Origin of the sequence: Catellatospora sp. NPDC049609 (assembly GCF_040675365.1) — a bacterium.
Taxonomy (GTDB): Bacteria; Actinomycetota; Actinomycetes; order Mycobacteriales; family Micromonosporaceae; genus Catellatospora.
This window is the reverse complement of record NZ_JBFAOU010000037.1, coordinates 38,758-54,222: the sequence shown is the minus strand read 5'-3', so window position 1 is coordinate 54,222 and position 15,465 is coordinate 38,758. Positions and strand designations below refer to the sequence as shown.

The 15,465-nt window shown below is 70.7% G+C and carries 11 protein-coding genes; 8 read left to right on the top strand and 3 right to left on the bottom strand.

Going from position 1 to position 15,465, the window contains the following annotated elements:
- The first annotated feature begins 5 nt into the window (after nt 1-5).
- From AB0J67_RS13665 to AB0J67_RS13645, 5 genes are all read left to right on the top strand, one after another.
- Nucleotides 6-2,810: a lantibiotic dehydratase gene (locus AB0J67_RS13665; protein WP_363481052.1), complete on the top strand. Its 2,805-nt coding sequence runs from the start codon at nt 6-8 to the stop codon at nt 2,808-2,810.
- Nucleotides 2,807-4,108 carry a lanthionine synthetase C family protein gene (locus tag AB0J67_RS13660; RefSeq protein ID WP_363481039.1) on the top strand — a complete coding sequence of 434 codons (1,302 nt, stop codon included), beginning with the start codon at nt 2,807-2,809 and terminating at the stop codon, nt 4,106-4,108. Before AB0J67_RS13665 ends, AB0J67_RS13660 begins: the two co-directional genes overlap by 4 nt.
- A complete protein-coding gene (gene fxlM / locus AB0J67_RS13655; RefSeq protein WP_363481036.1) occupies nt 4,108-6,168 on the top strand; it encodes a methyltransferase, FxLD system in 2,061 nt (686 codons plus the stop codon). The genes AB0J67_RS13660 and fxlM overlap by 1 nt, the downstream gene beginning before the upstream one ends.
- On the top strand, nt 6,165-7,277 hold the full coding sequence (locus AB0J67_RS13650; RefSeq protein ID WP_363481033.1) for a hypothetical protein: 1,113 nt from the start codon (nt 6,165-6,167) through the stop codon (nt 7,275-7,277). The genes fxlM and AB0J67_RS13650 overlap by 4 nt, the downstream gene beginning before the upstream one ends.
- Before the next feature lie 125 nt (nt 7,278-7,402).
- A complete protein-coding gene (locus AB0J67_RS13645; RefSeq protein WP_363481030.1) occupies nt 7,403-8,605 on the top strand; it encodes a hypothetical protein in 1,203 nt (400 codons plus the stop codon).
- Nucleotides 8,606-8,644: 39 nt separating this feature from the next.
- Here AB0J67_RS13645 and AB0J67_RS13640 read toward each other — a convergent pair whose 3' ends face one another.
- Nucleotides 8,645-9,082 (bottom strand): hypothetical protein, encoded by a 438-nt coding sequence (locus AB0J67_RS13640; RefSeq protein WP_363481027.1) that lies wholly within the window; start codon nt 9,080-9,082, stop codon nt 8,645-8,647.
- Nucleotides 9,083-9,670: 588 nt separating this feature from the next.
- On the bottom strand, nt 9,671-10,519 hold the full coding sequence (locus AB0J67_RS13635) for a hypothetical protein (RefSeq protein ID WP_363481024.1): 849 nt from the start codon (nt 10,517-10,519) through the stop codon (nt 9,671-9,673).
- A 547-nt stretch (nt 10,520-11,066) separates the two neighbouring features.
- Here AB0J67_RS13635 and AB0J67_RS13630 point away from each other — a divergent pair.
- The 3 genes from AB0J67_RS13630 to AB0J67_RS13620 all read left to right on the top strand — a co-directional run bounded on the left by AB0J67_RS13630 (nt 11,067) and on the right by AB0J67_RS13620 (nt 14,146).
- On the top strand, nt 11,067-11,885 hold the full coding sequence (locus tag AB0J67_RS13630; RefSeq protein ID WP_363481021.1) for a DUF2637 domain-containing protein: 819 nt from the start codon (nt 11,067-11,069) through the stop codon (nt 11,883-11,885).
- Between the two features lie 508 nt (nt 11,886-12,393).
- Nucleotides 12,394-13,266 carry a replication-relaxation family protein gene (locus AB0J67_RS13625; RefSeq protein WP_363481018.1) on the top strand — a complete coding sequence of 291 codons (873 nt, stop codon included), beginning with the start codon at nt 12,394-12,396 and terminating at the stop codon, nt 13,264-13,266.
- Between the two features lie 184 nt (nt 13,267-13,450).
- A complete protein-coding gene (locus tag AB0J67_RS13620; protein WP_363481015.1) occupies nt 13,451-14,146 on the top strand; it encodes a GGDEF domain-containing protein in 696 nt (231 codons plus the stop codon).
- Between the two features lie 365 nt (nt 14,147-14,511).
- Here the strand turns inward: AB0J67_RS13620 and AB0J67_RS13615 are convergent, their stop codons facing one another.
- Nucleotides 14,512-14,823: a hypothetical protein gene (locus AB0J67_RS13615; protein ID WP_363481012.1), complete on the bottom strand. Its 312-nt coding sequence runs from the start codon at nt 14,821-14,823 to the stop codon at nt 14,512-14,514.
- Between the last annotated feature and the right edge of the window lie 642 nt (nt 14,824-15,465).

Genomic DNA, 15,465 nt, shown 5'->3' with positions numbered 1-15,465 from the left:
AGCGGATGACCGGACGGGCAACTCCGCTGGGGTTGGCTGCCGGAGTGGCGGTCGCGACCTTCGGCGGGCAGCCCCGACTCCGGTGGGGCAGGCGGCACCACGCGGTTGCCAGCCCGGCCGCGACGTGGCTCGACGAAGTGATCCAGACGTTGGAGAGCTGCCCGGAACTGCTCGCTCGGCTACCTGTCGTCGCGAACACGACGATGACGGTCCGTGGTGACCGCCTCGTGATCCCCGACCAGCCACGACGGGCCGGGCAGTTGGCCTCGGTGGATGCCGTGCTGCGCCTGACCACGCCGGTGCGCGTCGCGGTCGAAGCGGCTCGCGCGCCGATCCGGATGAGCGACCTCGCCGCGAAGGTGCGAGAGGTCCTACCCTCGGCGCCCGCAGAGAGGATCACCGCTCTCCTGGCCGAGCTGGTCTCGCGGCGAGCGCTGATCACGTCCTTGCACGCGCCCAGCACAACTACCGATGCGCTTGCGCACCTGGTCGAACAGGTCGACGCTGCCGACGGTGGTGCTGTGCAGCAGGTCGCCGACCTGGTCGCTGCGCTGCATGACATCCGCGCGCTCATGAGCAGCCACAACGGCCAACTCGGCAGCAACGTCGCCTGGGTACGCGACGACCTCGCCGCCACCATGCGCATGGCACAGCCGTGTCACCGGCACCCACTCGCGCTCGACCTGCGCCTGGACGCGACGGTGGTGCTGCCGGAGTCGGTAGCGCGCGAGGTGGAGCGCGCCGCGCTGCTTCTGACCCGCCTGAGCGCCTACCCTTTCGGCCGCGCATCGTGGCGCGACTACCACATGCGCTTCTACGAGCGTTACGGCATCGGGTCGATGGCGCCGCTACGCGACGTCATCGACACCGATGCCGGCATCGGCTGGCCGGACGGCTACCCGGCCGCTGCCGCGGAGCGGCACGCTCCGGCCGCCCGCCGGGATGAGCTGCTGCTGTCACTGGCCCAGGCAGCCGCGCTCGACGGCCGCCGCGAAGTCATCCTGGACGCCGAGCTGCTCGACGCACTCGATATTGGTACCGACCAACCCCGCCTGCCCCCGCATCTCGAGCTGTGTGTGCGGGTACACGCGCGCGACCAGCAGGCGCTGATCCGCGGAGACTTCCGCGTCGAGGTAGTGTCCGTCTCCCGTGGCACCGGCACGCTGTGCGGCCGGTTCCTCCAGGTGCTGACGCCCGACGAGCGGCAACGGCTGTCCGCCGAACTGGCCGACCTGCCCACCGCCGACGCCGACACGGTTCCCGCCCAGCTGTCCTTCGCCCCACTCGACCCCGCCGCTGCGCACGTCGCACGCGCGCCGCGCATCCTGCCGACCGTGATCAGCCTGGCCGAGCACCGCAGCCCAGACCCAGACGTGCTGAGCGTCGAGGACCTCGCGGTCGCATGCGATGGCCGCCGCATGTACCTGGCGGCCCCGGCCCGTGGACAGCGGATCGAAGCCACTAGCTTGCACGCGCTCAACCCGACCCGTCACACCCCGTCGCTGGCCAGGTTCTTGATCGAGCTGAGCCGCGCACAGTACGCACAGGTGACCGCCTTCGACTGGGGTGCCGCGGCGAAGCTGCCGTACCTGCCTCGGCTGCGCCACGGTCGCGTCATCCTTGCGCCGGCGACCTGGCGGCTGCCCGCTGCGGACCTGCCGCCACGCGAACGACCCTGGTCTTCGTGGGATGACGCCTTCGCCGCCTGGAGCAACCACCGCAGGTTGCCGCGCCGCGTGTACCTGGCGGAAGGCGACCAGCGGCTGCCCCTCGACCTTGCTGAGACCGCACACCGTGTGCTGCTGCGCACGCATCTCGGCAGGCACCCGCACGCCGTGCTGCTTGAGGCCCCGGACGGGGACTCGACGGGCTGGTGCGAAGGCCGGCCACACGAGGTGATCGTGCCGCTCAAGGCCACCGTCGCCCCGGCGTGGCCGCGCCTACCCAAGCCCACCCCGGCCCGTCTCATCGGCCGCGACCAGGGCAAGACGCCTGGCGCATCGCTGGTGATGCTGGCCAAGCTGTATGGCGACCGCGACCGCCAGGACGAACTGCTCGCCGAGCACCTGCCGCGCCTGCTCGCCCGATGGGAGACCGTGCCGCCGTGGTGGTTCCTGCGGTTCCGTGATCCCGACCAGCACCTGCGTCTGCGTATCGCGCTTCCGCACGTCGACGCGTTCGGTCCCACGGCGCAGATCGTCAGCGCCTGGGCAGACCAGCTCCGCAGGGCAGGTCTGCTTCGTGAGGTGCAGTACGCCACCTCCTACCCGGAGACCGGCCGCTGGGGATCCGAAGCCGCGATGGATGCCGCCGAGGCAGTGTTCCGTGCCGACTCGGCGACGGTGGTGACCCAGCTGCGCCAGTACGAGCATCCGCACCAGCAGGCGCTGGTCGCCGCGCACACCGCGGCGATCGCGGTCGGTTTCACCGGCAGCACCGAGGCCGGCATGAAGTGGCTGATCGACCACATCCCCGCCGCAGCTCCGGGTCCTGTCGACCGCGCGGTCTTCGCCGAAGCCGTCCGCATCGCCGACCCGCGCAGCGACTGGGCCACCCTGCGGGCCGCGCCGGGCGGCACCGCCATCGTCGATGCCTGGCAGGCACGCGCCCAGGCGCTCGCCGCCTACCGCAGGCACCTGCCTGGCCCGCACACCGAGGGTGTCGACCCGGACGACGTGCTCGGCTCGCTCGCGCACGCACACTTCATCCGGGCCGTCGGCGTCGACTTCGACGACGAAGCGATCTGCCTGTACCTCGCCCGATCCGCAGCCCTGGCCTGGACCGCCCGCGCCACGGCTGGCCGATCATGAACCACCCCGTCGCCCGTCTCGCCCTGGCCATCGCCGACCAGCTCGCTTCCCCGGCGGCGCTCGGCGACATGCTCACCGCTCAGCCGTGGCGGGTGCAGTCGCTGTCACTCGGCGCTCCCGCGGTCGCACTGCTGCACATCGAGGTGGCGGCAACCGGGCTGCGTCCTTGGCAGCGCGCCCACGACTGGCTGCTCTGCGCCACCTCCGGGGAGGTCACCAGCGGCTTCGACAGCCACCTGTTCCACGGTGCCCCCGCAATCGCACACACGCTCGCCTGCGCCGCGACCGTACGGCCCGGCGCGTACGAGCGCGTACTCACCCGCCTGAACGAGACGGTCACAGCTGACGCCCGGCGTCGGGTCGAGATCGCCCATGCCCGTATCGATGCCGGCCGACCAGCCAGGCTGGCGGAGTTCGACGTCGTCCGCGGTCTGACCGGCGTCGGGTCTCACCTGCTTCGCCACGACCCGGACGGCCGCACGATCCGCTCGCTGCTGGAGTACCTGGTCCGGCTGACCGAGCCTGTCACTGTCGACGGCGAGACCCTCCCGGGCTGGTGGACGCCGGATGGGCCGTCGGGCCGCGCCGAGCAGCGTATGCGTGGCGGGCACGCCAACGCTGGACTCGCGCATGGCATCGCCGGCCCGCTCGCCCTTCTGTCGCTCGCCGCGCTGGAAGGCGTCGTCGTCGACAACCAGCGCGATGCGATCGGCCGTGTCGTCGGCTGGTACGACCGCATTCGTGCCGACACCGCCACTGGTCACACGATCTGGCCCTACTGGGCGTCCAGGGCCGAGCTCCGCACCGGGCCGATGCACCTGCCCGAACAGCAGCGGCCCTCGTGGTGCTACGGCACCGCCGGAGTCGGCCGCGCGCTGCAGCTCGCTGCCCGCGCAACCGGCGACCTCGGTCGAGCGCTCCAGGCTGAGACCGCACTCGTCCACGCGCTCACCGACCCCAGACAGCGTGACACGATCAGCGATCCAGGGCTGTGCCACGGATACGCCGGGATCGCACATGTGGCGACCCAGATCGCCGCCGACGCGGCACCCGCCTCCACCACCCGCCTGGAAGCCCTCGTAGCCAAGCTGCTCGACGACGCCGTTCTGCCCTCTGACAGCATGCCCGACGCTCGCGCGGCCCCGCTCCTGCACTCCGGAGCCGGGCCAGGACTGCTCGACGGTGCTGCGGGCGTCGCACTCGCGTGCCTGGCGGCCTCCGGGATGACGCCCCGCTCCGGCTGGGACACCTGCCTGCTCATCACCGCCGCCACCAACGCTCGAGGAGAAGACGCCTGATGCACACGACCTGGCGACAGCACAACATCGAGTTCACCGACCGCGCCAGCGCCGATGCCGTTGCGATCGAGCACCTCGCGCCAGCTCTGAGATCCGCGCAATCCGACGGGCACCTGCACACCTGGTGGTTCCTGCGGAAGAACCCGTTCAAGCTGCGCTACATGCCTGCCGATCCAGGTACCAGCATCATCGGCGACCTGCTGGACGCGCTGACCGCCGACGGCCTGATCATCGGCTGGAGAAGCGGCATCTACGAGCCGGAGACGGCGGCCTTCGGCGGTCCAGAAGGCATGGACATCGCGCACACCCTGTTCCACCACGACAGCCGACACCTGCTCCACCAAGCAGGCGGCGATGGGCTCGGCCGCCGGGAGACCACCGTTCTGCTCTGCACCGCTATGCTCCGCGCCGCCGGGCTCGACTGGTACGAGCAGGGCGACGTATGGGCCCGATTCGCCCAAGAACGATCCGACGTCTACACCTCACTGCCGCCGGAGGGGGCGGGGCGAGCGCGGCTCATCAGGTCGATGCGCGAGCTCATGACGACTGACGCACGCGCCCTCTGTGCGCCCGGCGGCGCGCTGGCCGGTCACGAGGAATGGGTCAACGCGTTCGAGGCCGCCGGGCAGGCACTGGCCCACCACGCCCGGCACGGCAGGCTCCAGCGCGGGTTGCGCGCTGTGCTCGCCCACCACCTCATCTTCCACGCCAACCGGGCGGGGCTACCACTGGCCGACCAGGCCAACCTCGCCACGCTGGCGTTGAACACCGTGTTCGCCGACGGCGAGCCGGCCGAACCCACGAGACATGAAGGACGGACCATGACCGCGATGAGCGATCCGCACGCCGACACGAAGAGCCCGCGTCAGGCTCGCGACGCGCTCGTCGAGCGCCTGCGCCAGCGCGGAGCGCTCCGCAGCCCCGAGATCGAGGCGGCGTTCCAGGGCGTTTCCCGGCACCTGTTCGTGCCGGGCTTCCCGCTGGAACAGGCCTACGGCGACAACTCCGTGTACACCAAGACCGCCCAGGACGGCGCGCAGATCAGCGCGGCATCCGAGCCGGGCATCGTCGCCATGATGCTGCACCAGCTCGACATCCGGCCGGGCCACCGCATCCTGGAGATCGGTGCGGGCACCGGTTACAACGCCGCGCTCATGGGCACCCTCGCCGGAGACAGCGGGCACGTCACCACGATCGATGTCGACACCGACCTCGTCGAAGCCGCCCGCGAGCACCTGGCCGCGGCCGAAGCTGGCAACGTCGAGGTCATACTCGGCGACGGGGCGCTCGGACACGAGGCAGGCGCGCCGTACGACCGGATCATCGCCACCGTCGGTGCCTGGGAGATCCCCGGCGCCTGGCTGGACCAGCTCGCACCGAACGGGCGGATGGTGGTGCCGCTACGGCTGGCCGGGGCGGCATCGCGCAGCATCGCCTTCGAGCGGAACGCCGACCGGTGGACCAGCCACGGCAGCGAGCTGGCCGTGTTCATGCCCCTGCGCGGCATCGGCGACGACGCACGCCGAACCGTCGCCCTCGCCGAGGACGTCACGCTGCAGATCCACAAGGACCAGGACGTCGACGCATCCGCGCTCACCGGCGTGCTGGGCATGCCGCGTCGTGAGGTGTGGACGAGCGTGACATTCCCGCCGATGGTCCCGTACGAGTGGATGGACCTGTGGCTGGCCTGCACCCTTCCCAACGCCATCATGCGGATGAACGTGCGGCCGTCTGCCACCGAACGTGGCACGGTCACGCCGATGTTCCCGTGGGGCTCGATGGCGACCACCCGCGGCACGGACCTCGCCTACCTCACCGTCCGTCCCGCCACGCCCGAATCCGATGGCGGCCGGCGCTACGAGGTCGGCGCCATCGGCCACGGACCGGCCGGTGAAGCGCTGGCCAGCGACGTCGCCGAGCAGGTCCGCGTCTGGGACGAGCAGTACCGCGCCAAGACGGTCCGGTTCGAGATCCCCGACGCTGCCGCCGACGCCGAGCCGGCAGCAGGCCGCTTCGTCCTACACCGCCCGCAGAACCCCATCGTCGTCATCTGGGAATGACCGTGGACGCCACTGGTCCGGCCGTGCGCCGCTTCCCCCTCGTAGCCCGGCCAAGGCCGACCAGCGGCCCGCTGCCCGTACGCGTCGCCGACCTGAGTGCCCGCGCTGAGGCGGCCGACCGAGATAATGACCTGGCTGGGGCGTCGTCGGTGTTCAACCTGGCCGCCCTCATCGCATCCGATTGCGGGCTGCCCGACCTGGCCCGCCAGTGGTGCCACGACCACGCAGCCCTCCACCTGCGCGCCCTCCCGCGGGGCGCGCAGGTGGCGCGGCACGCCCTCGAGCCACTGGTCAACCTCGCCCGCCTGCACATCCGCGGCGGCAACGGGGAACAAGCATTCCGGCTGCTGGACAGCCTCTACCGTGCCGTCGCCTCGCGCACCAGCGCGGTCATCGACGGCATCGATGTTCCAGGCGACCTTACCGCCACCGACGCCGACCACCGCCAACTGCGACAGTGGCTGTGGAGCGTGCACCTGTCCGACGGCACCCGAGCCCTGACCAGCCTCGGACGATGGCAGGGCGCACACCGGCATGTGCTGCTCCACAGGGGCGTCGGCGACCTCATGCTCGACGGGCGACAGACAGCCGTCATCGCCCAAGCAACCGGAGGCGATGTTCCCGCCGCCGTCACGCTCATCGACACGACCTTGCCCGGCGAGCCCTGGCAGGCGGCGGTCACCGCGTGCCTGCGCGTGCTCTGCACGAGTGGAAGCACTCCGGCCAGTGAACACGTCGACACGATGTTCGGCCTGTACAAGGAGGTCGTGCGGACACCGGCAACGGCGCCATTCCATACCCGGCTCGGCCTTTGCATGATCGACGCCGCCGGGGGTGTCGATCACAGGGACGCCCGAGCAGTCGCACTTGGTCTGATCGAGCACGCGATGGCCGACCGGGACGTGATCACGATCCGCGACGTGATGGCCCACGACGGTTGCGTTTCCCGGCTGCGACCGGATCAGGCCCGCGACCTCGTAGCAGCGCTGGATGCCAGCGAGCTTGGCCGGGGATCCATTCCGTCGGCGCTGTACGTTGCCCTCACATCGGCCCTTTCGACAAGCGCTGCAGTCCTCGGCCGCCTGCTCGACAGCACCGATCGAACATGAGACGAGAGCTGCCGCACCGCGTCAGCGGGGCAGCAGGTGCTGGGTCCGGTTCAGGTGGCCGTGTTCATGCCGAGCGGCGTGCGGTGGGATAGCAGGTGTCGGGCCGATCATGCATGATGCCGCTCATGTTGGAGACCTTGGACGATGTGGCCTGGGACAAGCTGACGCACGCTTATGGTGCCGCCGCCGATGTGCCGGTGTTGATCAGGTTGCTGGCTTCGGCCGATGCGGAAACGCGAGGTCAGGCCCGGTACGAGCTCTACGGCAACATCTTCCATCAGGGCACCCGTTTCGAGGCCAGCGCCTATGCGGTGCCGTTCCTGGTGGAGCTGACGCTGGAGCCGTCCGTCCCGGACCGGGCCGAGATCGTCGGGCTGCTGGCCGATCTGGCGGTCGGTTATCAGTACGAGTACATGGTGAGCCCGTTCCCTGGGGAGGAGCTGCGCTCGGCTGTGGGCGGGTTCGGCGCCGAGTGGCGGGCCGAGGTGAGCGCTCGCTACGTGTGGTGGGTGCAGGACATCGAACATAGGGAGCCGCCGCACGAGGTCGAGCGAACGATCGCGACCAGCCTGGATGAGTTGCGGGTGTACGAGGCGGTGCGGGACGCGGTGCCCCAGCTGATCACGCTGCTCGACGACGCCGACGACGAGCTGGTGGGCGCGGTGGCTCACGCGCTGGCCTGGTTTCCTGAGCAGGCAGTGTTGACCGTGCCCGCGCTGGCCGCAGTCGCGGCCGACGAGGCCCAGGGACCGGGAGTACGGGCGACAGCGCTTCTCGCGGCAGGCATGGCGGGGCGCGACCCGCGCCTGCTGTCGGACCTGCTGGGGCGGCTGATCCACGACAGCGACGAGGATCTGCGCTGGGCCGCTGCGGGAACGTGGGCGCTGACCACCGGACCGGATACGCCGGACGCCGCGAAGGCTGTACTGCAGGTGCTCGGCGAGTCTGCTGACGATGACGAGGACCACTGGCTGGCGTGGCGGTGGAGCCGGGCCGACTGGTCCCTGGCGTTGCTCGACGCCGTCGATGTGGTGATGGCTGCGCAGATGCGGCGGGTGCGGGTCGCGGCGGCGCTGGAGGAACGTTGGAATGAGGGTGCCATGTGGCACAACCGGCTGGTGAACCCGTTCAACCTCGCCTATCCAGATGGCGAGCCGGATGGGCCGGTGCCGTTCGCTGAGCTGACCCCCGCGCAGCGGTGCCTGGTGGAGTTCCTCGTGGCCCACCCCCAGGCGCTTGAGGGCGGCCATCGGGGCGCGGGCCACCTCCTGCGCCGGCATTGTCTGCCCGACGAGCATCCGGCGCTGGCGGCGTTCGCCGCATCGTGAACATCCGGCTCAAGTGGTACCTGCACGGCAGTATTCGGCTCAGATAGTGGCCGTGTTGGTGGCCCAGCCACAGGCGGTCAACGCGCGGAGGATCAGGGCGATGATCGGACGTGGTCGGCCGAGCCGGACGGCGACCTGCGCGACCGACACGGCGCCCATGCGGTGCATCAGCTCCATCACGTCGCCCATGTCGGCTACCAGCGGTGCGGTCGGCGGCACGTCGTAGGCGGCCGAGGTCAGCAGCCATACCCGTGCGGTGTCCCCGTGCGCGGCTGACGACCCGGCGGGGAAGGGCGGGCCGCCGTATGCGGCCATGACCCGGCGGGCGGTCACGGTCGCCGTGCACGGCCATGCCTCGTGTGCGCATCGTTTCTGGTCGCATCGCCGCCCATCGTCGACGGGCCGGTGCTGGCCGAGCACGTACTCGGCGTCGCGGTAGGTCTGGTCTGATTGCCTGGGCATCGCGGTGGCCTCCATGGACGTGAGGGGGACGTCCATGGACGCTCGTAACTACAGGAAGATCAAGTGGTTCGCGATCTGCTAACCTGCGACAGCTCTCCGAGCCGGTGGTTGTCGCAGCAGCAGCTCTGACTGCTGGCCTGGGATCGGCCTGCTGAGATCGGGTTGGGCACAGCCGGTCGGCAGGCGCACCGCAGCAAGACTTGGGCTTGCGGGCCGAGCGATGGGAAGCTGTGAGCATGGCAGGTGGGCAGGCGGAGCGACCGGGCGCGGTGATGGACCGGGCGCGGCGGGAGGCGCTGGGCAGCGCATTGGCCACGGAGATGACGCAATGCAGCGCGGCGTTGTGGGATCAGGGCGCACGCGGACGGCTGGAGTCGGTCGCGGTCGACATCGACAGGCGGCCGGGTGCCGCCGACGTGATCACTGACGCGTTCGACCTCGCCCACTCGCGCCCTTTGACCGATCATGTTCAGGTCAGCAATGGTGTCGCGGGTGTGGTCGTGCTGGCGCACGGCCCGTCGTGGTCGGTGGTCGCGCGCTCGGGCGGGCCGGTGTTGCTGCTCATCGACGGGACTGCGGCCGTGCTGCGGGTCGATCTGGACTTCAGCTGGCAGATGGAGCTGAAGGCGCTGGTGTCGGCTCTGGTGCGCGCTGGGCGGGGATTGCCGCCGGTGGACGAGTCGCTGTCGCCGCCGCCGCCTCCGGACGGGCCGTGGCGTTCACGTCGGTGAGGTGGGCGGCGAGGCGGGCTTCGGCGCGCTGTCGGCGTTTGTAGGCGGCCGGGACAGCGATGCCCAGGGCGCGGGCTGCATCGGCCAGTCGGTGTCCGTCGAGGCGGGTCGCGGCGATCAGTTCGACATCCGTTGCGGCCAGGCGGTTGCCGCTGGCGCGCATCTGCTCGGCCGCCTCGTAAAGGGCCTGGCGCGGGGCATCTGACTGGTCGGGTAGTGGAGCGGACAGCTGCACGGATTCGGTCGGGGTGGGTCGCGTCAGGTGGACGGTGAGGCGGCGGCCGGCGGCGGCCGTGGCGGTGTCGAGGAGCCTGCCGGGAAGGTTCGTGGCGGTCGGGTCGATGACGGCCAGGCGCCGCAGGAAGCCGTGGGCCAGGTCGGCGTCGAGGTCGGCGCGCTGAACGGGGTCGTACGGCCTGACCTTCGCGCGCCATCCCATCAGCCCCGGTAGGGCCAGTCCTAGCGCGACCAGCCGCATCCGCGGGCCTGTCGCGGGATCGCGGGAGCTCAGTACGACGCGCGCCCAGATTCGGTCGACCTCGTCGAGGGTGGTGGCTGGGTCGAGGAGATGTCCGCTGAGCCGTATCGGCGTCATGGAGGTGTGCGGCAGGCCGCCGCCGAGGCTGCCTACCGGGATGATCCAGGTCAGTGCGTCGAAGACGTTGCCGAACCAGTCCAGCAGGGGTCCGTCTCGGACGAATACGGGATCTACCGCAGTCATCTGCTCGATTCTGGCCCCGCCTTCGGCGTTGACCTAGCCGACATGCCGAGTCGCGCTCATGTTCGTTGATCGCCGGTGCGGCTGCCGCCACCACCGCCGTTTGGGATCCGCCACGGTCGGTCAGCTCAGTCGCTCCCGGCAGGTCCGCCGCCACGAGCGCGCCCAGCCGTGTCCAGCGCCGGTCGCGGCACAGAACTCAGCGATGGCCACGGAGCCCCCGCGGTGGCGTCGGTGCCGCGCGGCGGCGTCCAGGCCAGCCACGCCGATCGGTCGTCGGCGTAGGAGGGATGGGAGCGCTGGTAGGTCGCCGCGACGTACATCAGGTCCCGGTGAGCGACTTCATCGACTGATCATGCCCGCTGGACGGTGTGCGCGTAGCCCGTTTGTTGCCCGCGTCCAGATCAGACGTCATCTGCCTGACGTCCGAAGCCCAACCCGTGAACGGACATCCTGTGCCGTGCGTCACAGGCGGTCGAATCCGGGGGCAGGCCGCGCCTGTCCCATAGGTAGAAGTGCTGCGCGCCTCGGGCTTCGGGATGCGCAGAGCGTGTTCGTGGCCAGCCCGCACCGGTTCTCGGTGCGGGCTGGCTCTTCTTCTCTTCTGGAGGCAGTGATGACCTTGCAACAACCTGTTCCGTTGTCCCGTGTGCGCGACCCGGCCGGGGCCCCGTCCCCAGCAGGCCAGGACGCCCGGACCGCGCGGACCGTGGTCGGACACCGAACAGAGGACCGGGTTCAGATCCTGATCATGCTGGCGATCGGGTTGGCCGCTGCGGCGGCGTCGTTCACCCACGTTCACGATGTCGCCGAGGAGCACGGCCAGCCAGGCTGGCTGGCCTGGGCGGATGCGGTCATCTTGGAGCTGATGTCCGTGGCGTCGGGACTGGAGCTGCGGCGGCGCAAACGACTCGGACTGGGCGTGTTCTTCCCGGCGTCGGTGCTGGTGGTGGCGGTGTTGCTGTCGCTGGCGGCGCAGGTCGTGGAGGCCGAGCGGTCGGTCATCGGGTGGCTGGCCGCGATGCTCCCGGCGGTGGGGTTCCTGGCCATGGTGAAGATCGCGATGGGCCGCGCCGACGGCACACCACCCGCTTCCGGGCACGAGCCCGGTGGGGTGGCGGACCGGTCCGGGACCAGTCCCGCAGGCCCGGACATCGACCCGGAGGTGGCCGCGCTGCTGCCATCCGCGCTGGCGGCGGCGCGAGAGTTGACGGCAGCGGGCGAGGCGGTGTCGCGGGCGAGCGTGGCCCGGCGGCTGCGCGCCCAGGGTCATGCCTTGTCCAACGCCACCGCCAACGACCTCATGCGCCACGTACGAGGTACCACCGCCAGCGGAGCGCCGTCCAACCTGGAGGACGCCGTCTCGTAGCCCTCGCCGGGCTGGGCGGAGAGTAGCGCTGACAGCGCCAGCAGTCCACTGTCCGAATCGCTCGATTTCCTGACAGCGCCTGTGCTCTAGGCCGCAGCACCGCTGATCACACGCCCCGTCGGCACCGGCCCGGCGTTGCACACAGGCGACCCAACCCCTCGGCCCGACCGGGCGGGGGCAGGTCCACATCTTCTTCGAAGACAGGGAGCAACGACATGACCACGATACCGATGACCACCGCCGCGGCAGCAGCAACCTTCCTTTCCGGCGCGCTTACGCCGCCGTGCGATACCGCTCACCGGTCGGTGATCACTGACAGCGTGGCCGAGCCGTCGCGGCGGGATCGCCGCCGGGGCGTTCGGGTACGGCCTCGGGTGTGGGCTCGTCTTGAGACGAACCCGCAGCCGTACCCACTGACATGCGCGACGCCGCAGCGTTTGCCCACTTCACGGGTCGGGCCGGATGAGCCCGATAACCCAGGTGGGTTCTCCCCTGGGCGGGGTGCCGTATGAAAACTAGCGATGACATCGTCCTGCGGGTGCAGTCCCGGCTGACCGACCGGGACTGGACGCTGCTGTGCTGGCTGTTCGACCACGGGGTGCTGACCACCCCGCAGGTCACCACGGCGCTGTTCCCGTCGCCGCGCACCGCCCAGCATCGGCTGCTGGAGCTGATGCAGATGAAGGTGATCGACCGGTTCCGGCCGCACCGCCCCGACGGAGGCACCTACCCGTGGTCCTACGTCCTTGCGCATCCCGGTGCGCTGCTGGTGGCCGCGTCCTACGGCCTAAAACCGCCACGGCCCGCCGAGACCGCCGCGCGCCGCCACCGGCTGGCCACCAGCCGCAACCACGCCCACACCGCCGGAGTCAACGGCTTCTTCACCGACCTGGCCGGGCACGCCCGCCGTAACCCGCCCGCGCGGCTGCTGCGCTGGGACCCCGAGCCCGGCCGGTCCGCGCGCGTGTACCTGCAGCCCGACGGCTACGCCGAGTGGAGCGAACAGGACACGTTCGTGGCGCTGCTGTTCGAGTACGACACCGGCACCGAGCAGTTGTCGGTGCTCACCGGCAAGATCGAGAGATATCAGGAGGCGATCACCTATAGCGAAGCCCCGCCCTGGCCGCTGCTGTTCCGGCTACACTCCGCCCGCCGGGAGGCGGCCCTGCACGAGCGGATCGGCGACCTGCACACGCCCGTGCCGGTGGCGACCGTCGCCGCCGACCGGCTCAGTCCCGTAGACACCCCCGCCGACCGGATCTGGTCGATCCCAGGCCGGCGTGGCCTGCACCGGCTCATCGAACTGCGCGCGCTCTACGACCACGCTTTGGCGACGTGGCAGTACGCCCCGGTGGTGCTGGAGCGGCGCAAACGCAGGTAGCAGGAGCCCACGTCAGCCCGGCTGCGGCACTTGCCGGCCGTCGACCACTTGACCTCGGCGGCCGTCCGAGCGCCCATGACGCCGACGGCCACTGGCCGTCGGCTCGACCCGTGTAGCCCGAAGGCGGCAGCAAGCCTGCCAGCCCTGCCGCCTTCGGCGCTCCTGACGAAGAGGAGCACTCCGAATGTGCCACACCACGACCCTGCTCGGCCTGCTGACGCTCGCGGTTCTCGGCGGCTGGGCCGCCGGACGGCGCCAGCGCAAGGCGCTGGTCGGCAGGCTGCGCCAGCGTGATGAGCAGTTGTGGCGGGCGCGTCACCTCGACGCTCTCACCGGCCTGCCCAACCGCGCCGACGCCGAGACCCGTATCGCCGCGATGCTCGGCAGCAGGAGGCCGGTGTGCGTCGCCTTCGCCGACCTCGACCGGTTCAAGCAGCTCAACCACGACCACGGCCACGCCACCGGCGACCGCGCACTGCGCCACATCGCCGCCGTACTCCGCACCCTGGCACCCGGCACTGCCGTGTGGCGGCTGCACGGCGACGAGTTCGTCTTCGCCTGGCCCGCGAGCCTCGACGACAGCCTCGTCAACGCCGAGCACCTGCGCCACCTCATCGCCTCCACGCCGATGCCGCTACCCGACGGCACCACCCTGACCCTGTCCATGTCGATCGGCGTGGCCGAACACCGGCCCGGCATGGACCTGTCGCTGCTGCCGCACCAGGCCGACCTCGCGATGCACGACGCCAAGGACCGTAACGCGGGCTGCGCCGCCTACGACCCGGCCCGCGGCGCGGCCACGGTCGCCGACCGGCCGTTCGCACGCGCCCGCGACCGCCGCCACGACCGCGCTGCCGCCGAGCCAGAGTCAGCCCACTGAGGATGGAGGTTCCCTGGCGGCGGTACCGCCGGGGAACCTCACCCACAGCAACCGTGTATCGGAGTCCTTCGCTGTCGTTCGCATGTCGGTCTGCTGTCGGGCTGGTCGTCGGGCAGCCGTCGCCCAAGATCGACCAGGGTCGCGGTCGTCAACGCCCACCTGCCTGCACTGACAGGCGTTCAAGGGCCGCCGGTGGAAGTCAGACTCCCTATCGGGAGTTCTCCCCGGGGGCTGGAAAGGAATGGAGGTTACGACCGGAGTGGTTACCGACCGCGCTGATCAGCCGCGACGGTCGCACATCGCCACGACCCAAGCCGTGGCTCCCGCAGCGCAGATATGGGCACGGAGGTCGTATCCGCGAGGCGCTATTCGACGCGCAGGGACTCCACGCGCAGGCCGCGGAGCTTGTCGCCGGCGTCGGGGGCCACGACGCATACGAAGCCGCCGACCCTGCCACCGGGCGTGACCGAGAACGGACCGGATACCTCCCGGCGGCCCTCGCCCAGGTCTCTCACCGCGACCTGGCCCGTGGACAGCCGCTGCTCGGCCGTCAGCCCAAGGTGCTGGCTCAGCGGCAGGTGGCACTTGGCGGCGGCCACGGCGTTGGGGTCAGGCTCGGCCGAGCACCCCGAAACCGCCAGCACCGCCACCAGGGCCGCTACGAGGCGAACTGTCATCGCGCGATTGTGCCGGGCGTCACCCCGCCAGCGAAAGAATCTTGAACAAATTCGCTGACAAAAATCGGCGATTCGCTGACAGTGCAGCTCAGCGCGCTTTCGGCGATCTTGCGCTGTCAGCGGGCCGAGCCATGGTGGAGGCACTTGAATTGTCAAGCCCACCGGCACCATCCCGCAATGCGCGGGAGTTCCGGGTGCGCAGGCCCGACAGGGACCCCCAGCGGGTGATCTGAGCGGAGCACCGGCCACCACAACGGAACACCCGCCCGGACCGGGCAGCACCACCGACACGAGCGCAACCGTGCAGGTCCACGAGCCCGCCGCCCACCCGAGGGTCGGCAGCGGGCCGCGTGGCACCACCACGCACGATCCGCCCACGACGGGCAGCACCACCAGCCCAGGCCGCCACCGGCCCGGACCGTCGCCGCCGCGACACGCACGCCCGCGAACCGGGCCGATGCCGCGCGCCCACGACCACCCGCCCGTCGCCGACCGCCGACCAGGTCGGCCCCATTCCGACCGACGCCGCAATATCCACGAGCTGCGATACGACGGCTGGCCTGCCGCACCCGCGCCGGGCTTGAACACGTCGGCAAGCAGAGCGTCAATGGACCGCGCGGTGGGGCCATGGCGGCCCCGACC

Coding starts and splice junctions, on each gene's coding strand:
- AB0J67_RS13620 (WP_363481015.1), top strand. CDS start 13,451: ATGTGCCACACCACGACCCTGCTCGGCCTGCTGACGCTCGCGGTTCTC.
- AB0J67_RS13665 (WP_363481052.1), top strand. CDS start 6: ATGACCGGACGGGCAACTCCGCTGGGGTTGGCTGCCGGAGTGGCGGTC.
- AB0J67_RS13615 (WP_363481012.1), bottom strand. CDS start 14,823: ATGACAGTTCGCCTCGTAGCGGCCCTGGTGGCGGTGCTGGCGGTTTCG.
- AB0J67_RS13650 (WP_363481033.1), top strand. CDS start 6,165: ATGACCGTGGACGCCACTGGTCCGGCCGTGCGCCGCTTCCCCCTCGTA.
- AB0J67_RS13640 (WP_363481027.1), bottom strand. CDS start 9,082: ATGGAGGCCACCGCGATGCCCAGGCAATCAGACCAGACCTACCGCGAC.
- AB0J67_RS13625 (WP_363481018.1), top strand. CDS start 12,394: ATGAAAACTAGCGATGACATCGTCCTGCGGGTGCAGTCCCGGCTGACC.
- fxlM (WP_363481036.1), top strand. CDS start 4,108: ATGCACACGACCTGGCGACAGCACAACATCGAGTTCACCGACCGCGCC.
- AB0J67_RS13660 (WP_363481039.1), top strand. CDS start 2,807: ATGAACCACCCCGTCGCCCGTCTCGCCCTGGCCATCGCCGACCAGCTC.
- AB0J67_RS13635 (WP_363481024.1), bottom strand. CDS start 10,519: ATGACTGCGGTAGATCCCGTATTCGTCCGAGACGGACCCCTGCTGGAC.
- AB0J67_RS13645 (WP_363481030.1), top strand. CDS start 7,403: ATGTTGGAGACCTTGGACGATGTGGCCTGGGACAAGCTGACGCACGCT.